The 14,405-nt window shown below is 65.3% G+C and carries 19 protein-coding genes and 1 tRNA gene; 6 read left to right on the forward strand and 14 right to left on the reverse strand.

Translation table 11 applies throughout. The features are described 5' to 3' along the window. On the forward strand, positions 1-330 hold a 330-nt coding region (locus F787_RS0101170), incomplete at its 5' end, for an integrase core domain-containing protein (protein WP_028491067.1). An 87-nt stretch (positions 331-417) separates the two neighbouring features. Here F787_RS0101170 and F787_RS0101175 read toward each other — a convergent pair. From F787_RS0101175 to F787_RS0101205, 7 genes are all read right to left on the reverse strand, one after another. Next, positions 418-720, reverse strand: a complete 303-nt coding sequence (locus tag F787_RS0101175; RefSeq protein WP_028491068.1) for an NADH-quinone oxidoreductase subunit K — start codon at positions 718-720, stop codon at positions 418-420. After that, a complete protein-coding gene (locus tag F787_RS0101180) occupies positions 717-1,661 on the reverse strand; it encodes a hydrogenase subunit MbhD domain-containing protein (RefSeq protein WP_019591222.1) in 945 nt (314 codons plus the stop codon). Before F787_RS0101180 ends, F787_RS0101175 begins: the two co-directional genes overlap by 4 nt. Beyond that, positions 1,662-1,961, reverse strand: coding sequence for a monovalent cation/H(+) antiporter subunit G (gene mnhG / locus F787_RS0101185; protein WP_019022065.1), 300 nt, complete (start codon positions 1,959-1,961; stop codon positions 1,662-1,664). It lies immediately after the preceding gene. Further along, on the reverse strand, positions 1,958-2,245 hold the full coding sequence (locus F787_RS0101190; protein WP_019022064.1) for a monovalent cation/H+ antiporter complex subunit F: 288 nt from the start codon (positions 2,243-2,245) through the stop codon (positions 1,958-1,960). The genes mnhG and F787_RS0101190 overlap by 4 nt, the downstream gene beginning before the upstream one ends. After that, positions 2,238-2,768 carry a Na+/H+ antiporter subunit E gene (locus tag F787_RS0101195; RefSeq protein WP_028491069.1) on the reverse strand — a complete coding sequence of 177 codons (531 nt, stop codon included), beginning with the start codon at positions 2,766-2,768 and terminating at the stop codon, positions 2,238-2,240. The genes F787_RS0101190 and F787_RS0101195 overlap by 8 nt, the downstream gene beginning before the upstream one ends. Before the next feature lie 409 nt (positions 2,769-3,177). Beyond that, positions 3,178-3,253 (reverse strand) — tRNA-Asn (locus F787_RS0101200). A 36-nt stretch (positions 3,254-3,289) separates the two neighbouring features. After that, positions 3,290-4,480 (reverse strand): pyridoxal phosphate-dependent aminotransferase, encoded by a 1,191-nt coding sequence (locus F787_RS0101205; RefSeq protein ID WP_028491070.1) that lies wholly within the window; start codon positions 4,478-4,480, stop codon positions 3,290-3,292. A gap of 62 nt (positions 4,481-4,542) precedes the next feature. On the opposite strand from F787_RS0101205, the gene uvrB reads away from it, so the two are divergent. The 5 genes from uvrB (at position 4,543) to F787_RS0101230 (ending at position 9,656) form a co-directional block, all read left to right on the forward strand. Next, positions 4,543-6,624 (forward strand): excinuclease ABC subunit UvrB, encoded by a 2,082-nt coding sequence (uvrB, locus tag F787_RS0101210; RefSeq protein ID WP_051245974.1) that lies wholly within the window; start codon positions 4,543-4,545, stop codon positions 6,622-6,624. A 41-nt stretch (positions 6,625-6,665) separates the two neighbouring features. Further along, positions 6,666-7,709: a beta-N-acetylhexosaminidase gene (nagZ, locus tag F787_RS0101215; RefSeq protein ID WP_028491072.1), complete on the forward strand. Its 1,044-nt coding sequence runs from the start codon at positions 6,666-6,668 to the stop codon at positions 7,707-7,709. Positions 7,710-7,839: 130 nt separating this feature from the next. Next, entirely contained in the window at positions 7,840-8,208 is a 369-nt protein-coding gene (locus F787_RS0101220) for a DsrE/DsrF/DrsH-like family protein (RefSeq protein ID WP_018869416.1), read from the forward strand. A gap of 131 nt (positions 8,209-8,339) precedes the next feature. Then, positions 8,340-8,891, forward strand: a complete 552-nt coding sequence (locus F787_RS0101225) for a hypoxanthine-guanine phosphoribosyltransferase (RefSeq protein WP_028491073.1) — start codon at positions 8,340-8,342, stop codon at positions 8,889-8,891. Between the two features lie 12 nt (positions 8,892-8,903). Continuing rightward, on the forward strand, positions 8,904-9,656 hold the full coding sequence (locus F787_RS0101230) for an S-methyl-5'-thioinosine phosphorylase (protein WP_018869414.1): 753 nt from the start codon (positions 8,904-8,906) through the stop codon (positions 9,654-9,656). A 104-nt stretch (positions 9,657-9,760) separates the two neighbouring features. On the opposite strand, the gene F787_RS0101235 is transcribed toward F787_RS0101230, so the two are convergent. From F787_RS0101235 to F787_RS0101265, 7 genes are all read right to left on the reverse strand, one after another. Next, the gene (locus F787_RS0101235) at positions 9,761-10,042 is read right to left on the reverse strand and encodes a hypothetical protein (RefSeq protein WP_018869413.1); all 282 of its coding nucleotides are present in this window, start codon (positions 10,040-10,042) and stop codon (positions 9,761-9,763) included. Between the two features lie 176 nt (positions 10,043-10,218). Next, entirely contained in the window at positions 10,219-10,944 is a 726-nt protein-coding gene (locus F787_RS0101240) for a hypothetical protein (protein WP_231373380.1), read from the reverse strand. Positions 10,945-11,232: 288 nt separating this feature from the next. Next, a complete protein-coding gene (locus F787_RS0101245) occupies positions 11,233-12,075 on the reverse strand; it encodes a CsgG/HfaB family protein (protein ID WP_018869411.1) in 843 nt (280 codons plus the stop codon). Positions 12,076-12,099: 24 nt separating this feature from the next. Continuing rightward, the gene (locus F787_RS0101250) at positions 12,100-12,516 is read right to left on the reverse strand and encodes a curli assembly protein CsgF (protein WP_018869410.1); all 417 of its coding nucleotides are present in this window, start codon (positions 12,514-12,516) and stop codon (positions 12,100-12,102) included. Between the two features lie 18 nt (positions 12,517-12,534). Further along, a complete protein-coding gene (locus tag F787_RS0101255) occupies positions 12,535-12,969 on the reverse strand; it encodes a hypothetical protein (RefSeq protein ID WP_018869409.1) in 435 nt (144 codons plus the stop codon). 154 nt (positions 12,970-13,123) lie between these two features. After that, a complete protein-coding gene (locus tag F787_RS0101260) occupies positions 13,124-13,660 on the reverse strand; it encodes a CsgE family curli-type amyloid fiber assembly protein (protein WP_028491074.1) in 537 nt (178 codons plus the stop codon). Continuing rightward, entirely contained in the window at positions 13,657-14,346 is a 690-nt protein-coding gene (locus F787_RS0101265) for a LuxR C-terminal-related transcriptional regulator (RefSeq protein WP_019022054.1), read from the reverse strand. The genes F787_RS0101260 and F787_RS0101265 overlap by 4 nt, the downstream gene beginning before the upstream one ends. Positions 14,347-14,405 lie beyond the last annotated feature (59 nt).

Here is a 14,405-nt window from a genome sequence, read left to right on the forward strand (position 1 = left end):
CAGCGCCTGGGTGTGCTCCAGCGGGTGGCACAACCGCTGGCACTCCGGTCCGACAATGGACTGGTGTTCAGCTCACGGCGGTTCACCGCGACGGTGAAGGCCTATGGTCTGAACCAGGAGTTCACCACACCGTACACGCCGGAGCAGAACGGTCTGATCGAGCGGTTCTTCCGCTCACTGAAAGAGGAGTGCATCTGGCAGCACCGCTTCGAGTCCCTGGGTCACGCACGGGCGGTGATCGGCGACTGGATCCGGTACTACAACGAGCAACGGCCGCATCAGGCACTGGGCTATGCGGCGCCACGGGCCCACCCCGCGTTAAGCGCGTAGGGTGTGCAAAAACCCGGGGGTCATTACAGGCGACGGCCGCCGCCATCAGCGGCAGCCCCACCACCAAGGCCGTGGCCAGCGCGGTGTTCACGGGTTGCGCGACTCCCGGTCGCGGCCGCTCAGCGGCCCGCCACGGCGTTCCAGCAGGCGGACCATCAGCCCCAGCGCCACCGCGGTGGTGGACACCGTCACCACGATGCCCGTCAGCACCATCGCGTGGGGCACGGGGTCCAGCACCTCGGCGGCATGCGCCAGCGCCACCAGGAGCAGGAAGACCGCGGTGGTCAGGACATTCAGCGCGAGGATCTTGCGCATCAGCTGCGCACAGACGAACAGCCCGTGCAGGCCGATGATCAGCAGCGCGACGGCCAGCAGCAGATACAGGATCATGCCGGCCTCCGGGTGTCCCAGTCGGCCGGGGGCTCGCCGCCCAGATACAGCGCGAACAGCAGCAGCGCGATGGACAGCCCCGCAGCCAGTTCGAGCAGCAGGATCAGCGGCCCGGCCAGCTCGACCGGATACTCGAAAAACCCGTGACCCCCGACCATCACCGCGAAGGCCACCCCCAGCATCGCGGTCATCCCCAGCGCGAGCGCCCAGCGCCACGGGCCGTAGACATCACCCGACAGCCAGGGGCGGGCGCCGGCCAGCAGCATCAGCACGCCACCGGCGCCCATCACCGCACCTGCCGGGAAGGCACCCCCGGGCGCATGACTGCCGCGCCACAGCAGATAGGCCGAAACCAGCACGAACGCCGGGAACAGCACGCGGCCCAGAGCGGGCAGGGCGGGCGACACCAGTTCGGGCGAAGAAGGCCAGGGAGTAGGACCCAGCGACCACAGCACGACCACGCCCAGCAGCAGAATGGCAATCTCCAGCAGGGTGTCGAAGGCGCGAAAGTTGAGCAGGACCGCGGTGACCGGGTTTTCCACCCCGGAGCGCCCGAGTTCCGCGGCCACCGGTTCGCCCAGTCCCGGGGCCGGGAGCAGCCACGCCGCCCCGCCCAGACCGGCCAGCAGCAACAGGCCCATCGGCAGCCAGAACGCCCGGTCGCGCCCGCGCAGACACACATCCGACGCGCGCCCCGACTCCCAGTCCAGCCGCCCCAGCGCGGACAGCAGCAGCGCACCGGTAATGCCCGCGCCGATCGCCGCCTCGGCCAGAGCGATGTCCGGCGCCTCCAGGCGCACCCAGGCCAGCGCCATCAGCAACCCGAACACCATGAAACTGACCACCGCGCGGAACAGTCCAGCCGCGTGGATCGCCTGCCAGGCGGTCCACAGCAGGGCCGTGGCCAGAACCCCGTCGAATGCCAGACCCAGGGCGCCCATTCACAGCCCCCACGGGCGGATTCCACGGCGCAGGGCGGCGCGCGCGATCAGGCCCGCCCCCACCGCCGTGGCGACCAGCATCAGCAGCCACACCAGCAGCAGTTTCAGGGTCACTGCAAGACTCCCCGAATATACCCCCAGCCCCAGGCAGATCATGCCCAGGCCGATGTTGTCGGCCTTGGGCTGGGCATGCAGGCGGGTATACACATCCGGGAAACGCAGCAGCCCCAGCGTGCCCAGCAGCAGGAACAGCACACCGCCCACCGTCAGGATTCCCCCGATCACGCCCGTCAGGCTCACGGCCGGTCCCCCCCGTCGCTGGAACGGGCGCGGCCGGACCAGGCTCGGTTCACGAACGTGACCACCGCCAGCGCCGACAGCAGCGCGAACACCAGCGCCAGATCCACCAGGGCCTCGCGCTGCGTCAGCACCGCCATCAGCAGCGCGATGGCAATGGCCGAGGTCGCGAACATCTCCGCGGCCAGCATGCGGTCGGCGGCCGTTGGCCCGCGCAGCACCCGCATCAGCCCCACCACGATGTTGAGCATCAGCAGGATCACCAGGAACGGGAACAGATCAGTCATTGGGCGATTCCGGCTGAAACATGTTCATCACATGCCCCTCCAGACGCTCCAGGGTGTCCTGAGTACGGCGCGGGTGGGCCAGCACGTGCAGCGTAATCGCCTGTTCCGAGATGCGCACGCACAGGGTCCCGGGCATCAGATTCACCAGGTTGGCGAACATCAGGCGCGGGGTCCCCGCCGGCAGCGCCCAGGGATAATCCAGCAGGGCCGGCTCCAGCGGGCAACGGGGATGCACCGCACGCCAGGCCACATCCAGCGCGCTGCGCAGCGAAAAGAACAGAAACACCGGCACGAAGGCGATGATCCCGCGGATTCGCCAGCCACCCGTCCATCCCGGCGCGAAGGGATTGAACCAGGCCGCCGCCAGGATCGCCGGCACGCCCCACCACCAGGCCCCCGGATCGCCCTCGGTCAGGATCCACCAGATCCCGGCGTAGCCCGCCACGCGCAGCACCCGCCCCGACCAGCGCGCCCGGGCCACCCCCGCACGGTTTCCCCGCAGCCCGCCACCGGATCCGTCCATGCTCCATCCCCGCACCACAGTCGCCAGTGCCCGCCAGTTTCCCCCACCCGGGCCGCATCGCGCCAGCGGGCGGAGACCATCATGCCCTGGTGGCCCGGTCGTGGCGGGGTGGAATCGGGGTCGATATCGTGGTGCTCGGGCGGATGCAGGGCGTGGGGTTCGCGCTGCGGGACAAGACCAGCGAGTCAACCTGGAGTGACCCATTGGAACCACACCAACGCCGATACCCTTCGTCCCCGCTACGGCGGTTTTTTTGGGCTCGGAACATCGTCCGTGTCCGCGATGGCGTTGGTAACCCGCAGAGCGACCGTTGGTACACGCTCCTGTACACGACTCGCGAAGTGGTACAAATCCGGGTACACAAACGAAAAAGGCCAACCCGAAAGCTGGCCTGAGTCGTTATTTTATCTGGCTCCCCGGGACGGGCTCGAACCGCCGACCTAGTGATTAACAGTCACCCGCTCTACCGACTGAGCTACCGGGGAATTAGCCGCGTATCGTATAGCCCGATCCGGGGTCCGTCAAGCGTTTCGGGAGGCGAACTCGCGCAGGCGTTCCAGTGCCTTGTCCAGCATCTCCAGGCTGGTGGCGAAGGACACGCGCAGATGCCCCGGGGCGCCGAACGCGCTGCCCGGAACCAGGGCCACGCCGGCCTCGTCCAGCAGCCGCTCGCCCAGAGCTACGTCGCTGTCAACCCCGGCACGTTCCATCAGGCCGGTGACCCGCGGGAAGCAGTAGAAGGTTCCGTCCGGCATGCGGCATTCGATGCCGTCGATGGCGTTGAGGCCGTCCACCACGTGCCGCGCGCGCTGGGCGAACGCCGAGCACATCTGGCGCACGCAGGTCTGGTCGCCGTTGAGGGCGGCTTCGGCGGCCGCCTGGGCGATGGAGGTCGGGTTGGAGGTGCTCTGCGACTGGATCTTCTTCATCGCGCCGATCAGGTCGGCCGGGCCCCCGGCGTAGCCGATGCGCCAGCCGGTCATGGCGTACGCCTTGGACACGCCATTGAGGACGACAGTGCGCTCCAGCAGGTCGGGGGCCGCGTTTACGATGTTCACGAACTCGGTTTCGCCGAAGCGGATGTGTTCGTACATGTCGTCGGTGGCGATGACGATCTGCGGATGGCGCCGCAGCACCTCGGCGAGGGCCTCCAGTTCACCGCGCGAGTAGGCGGCGCCGGTGGGGTTGGAGGGGCTGTTCAGGAAGATCAGCCGGGTGTTGCCGGTGATCGCGGCTTCGAGGGTCTCCGGTCGCAGCTTGAAGCCTTCTTGCTGCGAGGCGCTCACGATGACGGGCCGTGCGCCGGCCAGCATCGCGATGTCGGGGTAGGAGACCCAGTAGGGGGCCGGCACGATCACTTCGTCACCCCGATTGAGCAGGGCCTGGCACAGGTTGAAGATGCTCTGCTTGCCGCCGGAGGAGACCAGGATTTGCCCGGGAGTGAACGTGAGCTCGTTATCACGTTCAAACTTGCGGATGATGGCGTCCTTCAGACCGGCCGTGCCGTCGACCGCGGTGTACTTGGTCTCACCGCGGGCAAGCGCATCAATCGCCGCCTGCTTGATATGCTCCGGCGTATCGAAGTCCGGCTCGCCGGCCCCCAGCCCCACGATGTCGCGGCCTTCGGCGCGCAGCCGGGCGGCCAGGGCCGTCACGGCCAGGGTGGGGGAGGGCTGGATGCGCTGTACACGATCGGATAGCTGGATTTCCAAGGGACTGCCTCGATGTGGATGGGGTCGAGCAGGCGGAGTGGCCGGCCGGCTCGCGGCCCGAAATGATACTGAAATCAGACGCGGAGGATAAGCGGTTGGCGGAACATGAAGACGGAACGTTCCGGGTGGTGTCGAAATACCAGCCGGCGGGGGACCAGCCCCAGGCCATTCGCGAACTGACCCGGGGCATCGAGGACGGCCTGGCGCACCAGGTCCTGCTGGGTGTGACGGGTTCGGGCAAGACCTTCACCATCGCCAACGTGGTGGAGAACCTGCAGCGTCCGACGATCGTGCTGGCGCCCAACAAGACGCTGGCCGCGCAGCTCTACGGCGAGTTCAAGGAGTTCTTCCCCAATAACGCGGTGGAGTATTTCGTTTCGTATTACGACTACTACCAGCCGGAGGCCTATGTCCCGTCCTCGGATACGTATATCGAGAAGGACGCGTCGATCAACGACCATATCGAGCAGATGCGCCTTTCGGCCACGCGTGCACTGCTGGAGCGGCGCGATGCGATCATCGTCGCCTCGGTCTCGGCGATCTACGGTCTGGGCGATCCGCGCAAGTATCTGTCGATGGTGCTGCACCTCAAGCGGGGCGAGCGCATCGACCAGCGCGATCTGCTGCGCCGCCTGGCGGAGCTGCAGTACACCCGCAACGATACCGAGCTGCGCCGCGCGACCTACCGGGTGCGCGGCGAGGTGATCGACATCCATCCGGCGGAATCCGAGCGGGAGGCCGTGCGCGTCGAGCTGTTCGACGACGAGATCGAGCGGCTGTCGTATTTCGACCCGCTGACCGGCGAGGTGCTGAACACGGTGCCGCGCCTGACGATCTATCCCAAGACCCACTACGTGACCCCGCGCGAGACCCTGCTGGAGGCGGTGGACCAGATCCGCGACGAGCTGAAGGAACGGCTGGACTTCCTGCGCCAGGAGAACCGCCTGGTGGAGGCGCAGCGGCTGGAGCAGCGCACCCAGTTCGATCTGGAGATGATCCTGGAGATCGGCTACTGCAACGGGATTGAAAACTACTCGCGCTATCTTTCCGGACGTGCGCCGGGCGAACCACCGCCGACGTTTTTCGACTACCTGCCGGAGGATGCGTTGCTGGTGATCGACGAATCCCACGTGTCCGTGCCGCAGGTGGGCGGGATGTTCAAGGGCGACCGTTCGCGCAAGGAGACCCTGGTGGAGTACGGCTTCCGTCTGCCGTCGGCGCTGGACAACCGCCCGCTGCGCTTCGAGGAATTCGAGAAGCTGATGCCGCAGACCATCCACGTCTCGGCCACGCCGGGGCCGTACGAGCGCGAACATGCCGGCGCCATCATCGACCAGGTGGTGCGGCCCACCGGGCTGCTGGACCCGGAACTGGAGGTGCGTCCGGTGGCTTCCCAGGTGGACGACTGCCTGTCCGAGATCCGCGACCGGGTGGAGCGCGACGAACGGACCCTGATCACCACGCTGACCAAGCGCATGGCCGAGGACCTGACCGACTACCTGTCGGAGCACGGCGTGCGCGTGCGCTACCTGCACTCGGACATCGACACGGTCGAGCGCATGGAGATCATCCGCGACCTGCGTCTGGGCGAATTCGACGTGCTGGTGGGGATCAACCTGCTGCGCGAGGGCCTGGACATGCCCGAGGTCTCGCTGGTGGCGATCTTCGACGCCGACAAGGAGGGCTTCCTGCGCTCCGACCGCTCGCTGATCCAGACCATCGGCCGCGCGGCGCGCAACGTGTGCGGCAAGGCCATCCTGTACGCGGACACCATCACCGGCTCGATGCGCCGTGCGATCGACGAGACCGAACGTCGCCGCGCCCGCCAGATCGAGCACAACGAAGCCCACGGGATCACCCCCGAGGGCATCCACAAAAGCGTGGCGGACATCCTCGAGACCGGGCAGGCCGCGCCCGGCACCCGGCGCAAGTCCGGCGAGCGCAAGGGCGCGGACAAGAAGGTGGCCGAAGAGGCCGCCGACTACGTCGACGCGCCGGAGAATGCCGCCCGCGAGATCGAGCGCCTGGAACAGGAGATGTTCCAGAAGGCGCGCGATCTGGAATTCGAGGAGGCCGCGCGCCTGCGCGACCGTATCGAGAAGCTCAAGGCGCTCGCCTTTCTGCCCGAGGCTTCGCTATCCTGACGCACCCCTGAACCCCCTCTGAAGCGGGACTGCTCCCTCTTATGCGCTACCAGCCCGATCCCCGTCCGCCGGGTCCGGTCATGCTCGACGTGTCCGGACCCGAACTGAAGGCGGAAGACCGCGAACGCCTGCAGCACCCCGCGACCGGCGGGGTGATCCTGTTCGACCGCAACGTACACGGCCCGGAACAGGTCGAAGCCCTGACCGCAGACATGCGCCGCCTGCGCCCGGAACTGCTGATCGCGGTGGACCAGGAAGGAGGGCGGGTGCAGCGTCTGCGCGAGGGCTTCACCCGCTTCCCGCCGATGCGCAGTCTCGGCCACCTGCACGATCAGGTGCCGGCGCGGGCACGCGAGCTGGCGCGCGGGGCGGGCGAGCTGCTGGCGCTGGAGCTGCAGGCGGTGGGGATCGACTTCAGTTTCGCGCCGGTCCTCGACCGCGATCTCGAGATCAGCGAGGTGATTGGCGATCGGGCGTTCCATCATGATCCCGCGGTGATCGCCGATCTGGGGCTTGCGTTCGTGCGCGGCCTGACGGTGGCCGGCATGGCCTCGGTGGGCAAGCACTTTCCCGGACACGGGGCAGTGGCCGCCGACTCGCATGTCGCGGTGCCGGAGGACCCGCGCCCGCTGGCCGAGATCGAGGCCAGCGACATCGAGGCGTTCCGGCCGCTGGCCGGCCACCTTGAGGGCATGATGCCGGCCCACGTGGTGTACCCCGAGGTCGACGCCCGCCCGGCCGGATTCTCGCGCACCTGGCTGCAGGACATCCTGCGCGGCCGGGTCGGCTTTCAGGGCGCGATCTTTTCCGATGATCTGGCCATGGCCGGTGCCGAACAGATGGGTTCGCCCGCGGAGCGGGCCGACGCGGCGCTGGAGGCCGGCTGCGACATGATCCTGATCTGCAATCGGCCGGAGGAGGCGGATGTCATCCTCGATCACCTCGCCGACCACCGCCAGGACGCCGATACCCGGGCTCGCCTCCGGCGCATGCACGCGCGTGCGGTGGCGGACGACGCGCAACATCGCACGGCATTGCAGGCCCAGTTGCATGCCTGGCTGAAGGCGGGCAGTGGCGGGGCATGACCCCCCTTCGCAACCCCATGCCGCAAGCAGCGTTGGCGCCGCGCTTCCGACCCGCCTATAATGCGCCACCGGTTCGACACTGAGCTGCTAATAATATAGTTAACCAATCCCACAATGATGGAGAATCGTCATGGCCGATAAGCTCATGATCGTCATGGTCAACACCGACCCGAACAATCCGTCCGAACTCGGCGCCCCGTTTTTCCAGGCGACCGTGGCCGCCGCCATGGAATACGACGTCGAAGTCGTGATGACCGGCCGGGCCGGTGAACTGGCCAAGAAGGGCGTGGCGGAAAACCTGTTCGTGCAGGAAGGCAGCAGCAAGAGCGTCTACGACTTCATCAAGGATGCCCACGAAGCCGGCGTCGTGATGAAGGTCTGCACCCCGACGCTGGACCTGTGGGGCAACGACCTGATCGACGAAGTGGACGAGACCGTGGGCGGTGCCTACGTGATCTCCGAGGCGATGGACGACGACACCGTCACCTTCACCTACTGAGGCGAAGCGACGGAATCCGTCGAACGACCGGCCGGCCCCTGTGCCGGCCGGTTCTGTTTCGGGGCGGGGCATTCGCCACGCCGCCAGGCCGGGCTCACAGCCCCGGCCCCAGATGAACCCCGGGGGCCCGCATGAATCCCGAACAGGCACGAGCCACGCTGCGCGACGCCGACTGCCTCTACAGCCGCGACGCGGTGGAAACCGCCATTGACCGCCTGGCCGAACGCACCGCAAGGGAACTGGCGGACGAGAATCCGCTGGTGCTGGGCGTGATGAACGGCGGGGTCGTGCTGCTGGGCGGCCTGCTCACACGCTGGTCCTTCCCGATGCAGGTGGACTACCTGCACGCCACCCGCTATCGCGGGGCCACCCGCGGCGAAGAACAGCTGCACTGGCTGTCCCTCCCGCACCAGTCCATGCTGGGACGCACCGTCGTCATCGTCGACGACATCCTCGACGGCGGCATCACCCTGGCCGGTATCCAGTGCTTCTGTCAGGAGCAGGGCGCCCGTCGCGTGGTGACCATCGTGCTGGTGGACAAGGCCAACCCCGAGCGGGACCCCTCGATCACCGTCGACCATGCCGCACTGGAAGCACCGAACCGCTATCTGTTCGGTTACGGCATGGATTATCAGGATTACCTGCGCAACGCGCCCGGCATCTTTGCCGTGGCCGACCACTGAAGGACGCGTGCCATGACCGCACCCCGACTGGCCATCATTGGCGGCACCGGACTGACCCGACTGAAGGACCTGGAGATCACCCACCGCCGGGTCATGCATACGCCGTACGGCGAACCCTCCGGACCCCTGGTGTTCGGGCGGCTGAACGGCATCGAAACGGTATTTCTCCCGCGCCACGGGGCGCGACACACCATCCCGCCGCACCAGGTGAACTATCGCGCCAACATCTGGGCGCTGCATAACACGGGCGTGGAGACGGCGATCGCGGTGGCCGCGGTCGGCGGCATCAGCGAGTGCATGCAGCCCGGGCGACTCGCGATTCCGGACCAGATCATCGATTACACCTGGTCGCGTGCGAACACTTATTTCGAAGGTGGCCATCTCGATGAAGTGACCCACGTGGACATGACCTGGCCGTACTGTCCCGAAGTGCGCCGGAGGCTCCTGGAGGCGGCCCGTGAACTGGACCTGCCGATTTGCGAGCAGGGCACCTATGGCGCCACTCAGGGGCCACGCCTGGAAACCGCCGCGGAGATCGATCGCATGGAGCGCGACGGCTGCGACCTGGTGGGCATGACCGGCATGCCGGAAACGGCCCTGGCGCGGGAGCTGGGCCTGAGCTATGCAGCGTGTGCGGTGATTGCCAACCGTGCCGCAGGGCGCAGCGGCGGCGAGATCACGATGGACGAAATCGGCCGTAACCTGGAAACCGGCATGGAGCAGGTCAAGCAGCTCCTGGCCCGGGTCATCGCAACCCTGAAGTGAGTGGAAGTGAGTGAAGGAGAGGCCTGCAATCCAGGGCCTTTCCAGGTCCATTACTTAATTTAACATAATATCCATTATGCGACGTCATGGATCATCTCCCATCGTCAGCGTATCCGGATATTCATCGTGCTGTTGGGTCCCTGGCTGCGGGAGCGTGTCACGTTGCCGTTCTTCTTCAGCATGATCTCGAGCACCCCGTTGCCGTGGGTCTGGACCACGCGGCAGTCGACGGAATCGCCCTTGAATTCAATGGTCAGCGGGACTTCGCCCTCGAACTCCATCTGATGCAGCTCGCCGTCTTCCATGACCGCGCACTCGATGGAATATCCGGTGCCTTCCGGACCCTGCGCACTCAGCGCGATCCGGGTATCGGTTGTTGTGCCCATGGCACTGACGCCCCCAGTTATCAGCAACGTTGCGGCCGCCAATCCGGCCTTCCACCCGCCAGCGCCTCCATTCCGCGGGACCCGTAACACCCGGCATCGATTCATGAACCACCACCCCTTGCGGGAAGGAAAAATCCGACCCCGAGAAACCGGGGCCGGACAAGTCCGTTCTTCGATCAGTTCTGGAAGACGTTGGCCATGTTACCGCCACCCGCCTGGTTGACCGTCGACACGTTGCTATGACCGACCTGCTGAACGGTCGCGTGGTTGCTGGCAATGCTGCCCCAGCCGCCCAGCGTCTGGGTCACGTAGGAGCGATGGCCAAAGCCGGTCTGCTTCACGTTGGCCCGGTCGTTGTAGCCGGTCTGTTCGATATCGGAGAAATTCTTGGTTCCGTTCTGCGACACCTTGGCCCGGTTACCCAAGCCGCTCTGGTAGGTGTCCGCACGGTTCCATTCTCCGTGCTGGGAGATGTCCGACTGATTGAAGCGCCCGGACTGCTCGACGTTGGCCTTGTTGAGGTTGCCACGCTGAGTCACTTCCGAATGGTTCTTCTGGCCGGACTGCGAGACATCGGCGCGGTTATAGTTGCCACGCTGATCCACTTCGGAAGACAGACGGTAACCGTCCTGTTCGACGTCCGCACGGTTCTTGACACCCTCCTGACGGACATCGCTGGAGTTGCGGATACCGGTCTGCTCCTGGGTGGCACGGTTGCCCCAGCCTTTCTGGAAGGCGCTGGCACTGTTCTTCATGCCTTCCTGGTCAATGTCGGACATGTTGGAATATCCGATCTGAGAAACGTCGGCATTGTTGAACATGCCCGCCTGGTCAATCGTGGAATCGTTGTTGGCCGCCATGGCGGAACCGGAAAACAGAGCGCCCATCGCGATCGCAATCATGGAATATTTGAGTTTCATAATGACTACCCCCTGAGGGTTGAGTTAGGAACACGCAGTTGAGTCATCGGGTCCCCCATCACTGGGAGGAATTCCCTGAAGGTGGAAGCGTTTCTTTCCGCCTTCACCCTGGATTCTGCACGCCCCTATAACCCCCGGGAATCAGCCGGATGGATGATTGTCGAGGTGAACTTTTTAGTACTTTCTTCATGCACCTGAATCAAAAAAGCGGACCCCCCGTAAGAGGCCCGCCCTGCTCTCGATCCAACCTTCTTTTACCCGACCCTTCTTTTACATTATGGGAACCTGGTGCGAGCGGTAAGCCTGAAACACGGGGTGTTCCATGTCCGTCGGATCATCAACATTCCACAGGCCCTTGTCCACGCCCTGCGTAATCAGATGGAGGACCGCGGACTCGATGGCCGACATCACAGCCAGCTGTACCGGCTCGTTGCGGGTATACCCGATTTCGGCGTCCAGCAATCGGCGAAAATCAATGAACCGGAAAACCCCGGCACGGATCTCCTGAGAGTAGATCGTCTTGCTGGCATTGACATTCAGGAGGACATCACCGGTGGCTACGTCCACGGCCCGCAGGTTCACCGTGACCTGATCCGACTTGAACTCACCGGACGCCCCCACACCGTAATATTCAAGACCGGCACCCCCGGTGCGCAGGTTGGAATCGTAGGCAATGATCCCGCCCTCGAACACGATTCGCGCGGCACGCAGGTTATCGAGGCTGTCTTCCTGGCCGATCCGTTCCAGATTGGCGCGAATGATGCGCCGTTCGGTCAGCAGGTTTTGCAGACCTTCGCGCTCCAGAGGCCGAAACCAGCCCGATTCGGCCAGGGCCGCACTGAGCATGGCACTACCACCCTGAGTCACCGCCGTGGAAAACGTGCTCGCCGGTGCCGGCCGGTACTGGCCGGTCTGGTCGCGGAAGTCGTAGACAGCCGCGTCCACGGGAGCCGCTGGTCGGGGCAATTCCAGGAGATCGAAATAGGTTCCGGCCCGGGGCATCAGGGTCGCCTCGGTCCCCTCCAGGTTGCCTGGCTGCGCAGCAAACGAGGCACACCCCGAGAGGATCAGGGCTGCGCCCAGCATGACGCCGATACGCGAAAGCTGTTTCATGACCATCTCCTTGTCGCTTCGTGGTCAGAACTGGCCATTGACCTGACCCAGATTCACGGTCGTCGTCTCGCCGGTGCGGCGGTCGAGGATGGTCATCACGAACCCGCCCTGGCCGGTACTGTCAATGCGGATCCTCAGGGTGGAACTTTCAATCAGGCTGGAACGCCCCTCCTCACCCTCGACGGCATCGGAAATGGCATCGTTGACCAGCGAATTACGCAGGTCCTGGAGAAAGAAATCCGTCTCGGAGAACGACCCGAAATCGGGTGCATTCGGATCGGTGTAAGTGTCCTGAGCCTGCGCCTTGTTAAGCAGGAAGCTGCCGTTCAGCGGATCGCCGCCGAAACTCGGGCTACGGGGCTCGTAGATCAGTTGTTGAGCCTGAACGGCTCCGGCGCAGGCGAGCAGCAGCCCGCCGGCGAAAATCGTCGTGACACGCATGATGGTCCTCCTCCCGGGTCAGTGCTGGATGACCTGGACTCGCGCATGCCCGCGGGCATGCTGGTGAACCTGCACCGGAGACGCGCTGCCGTTTCCGCGCTGGTCGACATGCAGATGTCCGCCGACACCGGTCTGGCGGAGAAAGGCCTGCTTGCCATAGCCGGCCTGATCCAGACCGGCCTGATGGCCGACGCCGTACTGCACAATGGTGCCCTCGTGGCTGCCCCCCAGCTGGCGTACTCGGGCGTCGTTGCCGGCCCCGGACTGCACGACGGTGGCGTGGTTGTTGCGGCCGCGCTGATCGATCATGGCCAGGGATCCCTGGCTGCCGCTCTGTGTCAGACTGCTGGCAGGGGCAAGTTCGTCCACGGCGTGGAGATCGGCCGCCATCGCAGGTGACGCGAATAACGCCGCCGCCAGGGCCAGGGGAATCAGGATACGTTCGGGCTTCATGGCACACTCCTTCTCGAAGTGAATGGACTCGGTATCGAGTGTGGTGCCATGCGGGGCGCGGGCCCATCCGCCGAAGGCATGGAGCGGCGGATGGACTTTCTCCCACTTGTTCAGCCCGCGGAAGTAGCAGGTCTTTCATACCCCCCGCCGGGGGTCAGAATTCCTCGTCGGCCAGGTCGCTGCCGTCGCGGAACAGCCGTTCGAGCTCCCGCTGCACCAGCGCAGTTTCCACCTGCTCGGCGGCGGAGTCGGCAATGCCCATGATCTCCGACGGGCGTGGCGGGAGCGTCGCCGCGAACAGCACCTCGCTGCCCCGGGTCGTCACCCAGATCTGACTACCGAAGCGTGCCGACGGTCGTTCCACGATGGTGAGATCGGTACTCTGCAAAACGCCGCTTTCCAGCCGCAGCTGAGCGAAACGACGAAAGAACGTCTTGCCCATCATGGTAATGGTGCGGTCCACCACCACCGCCCCCAGCCCGGGCTCGCCGGCCGGGCGCGGAGGGCGGGATGGAAGAATGGCTCCCTCGTTGGCCTCCGCCTCCGGCTCGCCTTCCAGGTCCGTGGGGGCATCGACCTCCACCGGGGAGGATTCCCCGGCCCCGACCGAAGCCCAGGGGACCAGGCACACAATCCCGGCCACCACCAAGCCCGCAAGAACGCCCGGCGAAGAACGGACCGGGGGAATCATGCGTGCATCGCCTGACAGGTTTCTGTCAGGTTGACCGGCGGCACACCCAGATTCTCCCTCGCCCAGGCAATCGCCTGGGTGCGGTTCCTGACTTCGATTTTTCGAAAAACGTTATAAAGGTGTGATTTTACGGTATGTTCCGAGATAAAGAGCTGCTTTGAAATCTCCAGGTTGGTGGCTCCCGACCCCAGCATCAGGAGGATCTGGACCTCCCTTTGTGTCAGGCCACAAGAGGGACGGAAGACGTTGATCCGGCGACGGCGGTACGTCCGGATCAGCCGCGTCATCAGGTGCCGGGACATCCACCAGTCGGCATGCAACAGGGACTGAATGCCCTTGCAGATCAACTCCGCCCGGTCGGTTCGGTAAAAGACACCCTGCAGGTAGAGCCGATCCAGCAAATCGACGGCCTCGTTCTCGTCCCGGACGTTGAAGGCCGCCATGGTCAGATCGTCATTGTGCACCAGGGCCTGCTCCACAAAGGCGATGTCATCCATCGTCAATGCGGTTGCGTCAAACAGGATCAGGGCCGAATCCAGCAGCTGTTCGGTCCAGCGCGGAGCCCGGGGCTCCACCCCCGTAACCGGCATCCCGGTCTGCTCGGATACGTAATCGAAAAACAGTTGTGCCTGTGGCGTGATCGGGGTGATAAAAACGATGGAACGCTCGGCATCGACGTCACTCATCGCGGTCAGCTCCTTGGCCGCAGAACGGCCGCTTTTCCGGAAAACTCCTGCCCGCCACC

Origin of the sequence: Thioalkalivibrio sp. ALE19 (genome assembly GCF_000428605.1) — a bacterium.
Classification (GTDB): Bacteria; Pseudomonadota; Gammaproteobacteria; order Ectothiorhodospirales; family Ectothiorhodospiraceae; genus Thioalkalivibrio.

What these genes read in the sequence shown, in the direction of transcription:
- F787_RS0101175 (WP_028491068.1), bottom strand. Translation starts at nt 720, where the DNA reads ATGATCCTGTATCTGCTGCTGGCCGTCGCGCTGCTGATCATCGGCCTG.
- F787_RS0101180 (WP_019591222.1), bottom strand. Translation starts at nt 1,661, where the DNA reads ATGGGCGCCCTGGGTCTGGCATTCGACGGGGTTCTGGCCACGGCCCTG.
- F787_RS0101190 (WP_019022064.1), bottom strand. Translation starts at nt 2,245, where the DNA reads ATGACTGATCTGTTCCCGTTCCTGGTGATCCTGCTGATGCTCAACATC.
- F787_RS0101195 (WP_028491069.1), bottom strand. Translation starts at nt 2,768, where the DNA reads ATGGACGGATCCGGTGGCGGGCTGCGGGGAAACCGTGCGGGGGTGGCC.
- uvrB (WP_051245974.1), top strand. Translation starts at nt 4,543, where the DNA reads ATGATACTGAAATCAGACGCGGAGGATAAGCGGTTGGCGGAACATGAA.
- nagZ (WP_028491072.1), top strand. Translation starts at nt 6,666, where the DNA reads ATGCGCTACCAGCCCGATCCCCGTCCGCCGGGTCCGGTCATGCTCGAC.
- F787_RS0101220 (WP_018869416.1), top strand. Translation starts at nt 7,840, where the DNA reads ATGGCCGATAAGCTCATGATCGTCATGGTCAACACCGACCCGAACAAT.
- F787_RS0101225 (WP_028491073.1), top strand. Translation starts at nt 8,340, where the DNA reads ATGAATCCCGAACAGGCACGAGCCACGCTGCGCGACGCCGACTGCCTC.
- F787_RS0101230 (WP_018869414.1), top strand. Translation starts at nt 8,904, where the DNA reads ATGACCGCACCCCGACTGGCCATCATTGGCGGCACCGGACTGACCCGA.
- F787_RS0101235 (WP_018869413.1), bottom strand. Translation starts at nt 10,042, where the DNA reads ATGGGCACAACAACCGATACCCGGATCGCGCTGAGTGCGCAGGGTCCG.
- F787_RS0101240 (WP_231373380.1), bottom strand. Translation starts at nt 10,944, where the DNA reads ATGATTGCGATCGCGATGGGCGCTCTGTTTTCCGGTTCCGCCATGGCG.
- F787_RS0101245 (WP_018869411.1), bottom strand. Translation starts at nt 12,075, where the DNA reads ATGAAACAGCTTTCGCGTATCGGCGTCATGCTGGGCGCAGCCCTGATC.
- F787_RS0101250 (WP_018869410.1), bottom strand. Translation starts at nt 12,516, where the DNA reads ATGCGTGTCACGACGATTTTCGCCGGCGGGCTGCTGCTCGCCTGCGCC.
- F787_RS0101255 (WP_018869409.1), bottom strand. Translation starts at nt 12,969, where the DNA reads ATGAAGCCCGAACGTATCCTGATTCCCCTGGCCCTGGCGGCGGCGTTA.
- F787_RS0101260 (WP_028491074.1), bottom strand. Translation starts at nt 13,660, where the DNA reads ATGATTCCCCCGGTCCGTTCTTCGCCGGGCGTTCTTGCGGGCTTGGTG.
- F787_RS0101265 (WP_019022054.1), bottom strand. Translation starts at nt 14,346, where the DNA reads ATGAGTGACGTCGATGCCGAGCGTTCCATCGTTTTTATCACCCCGATC.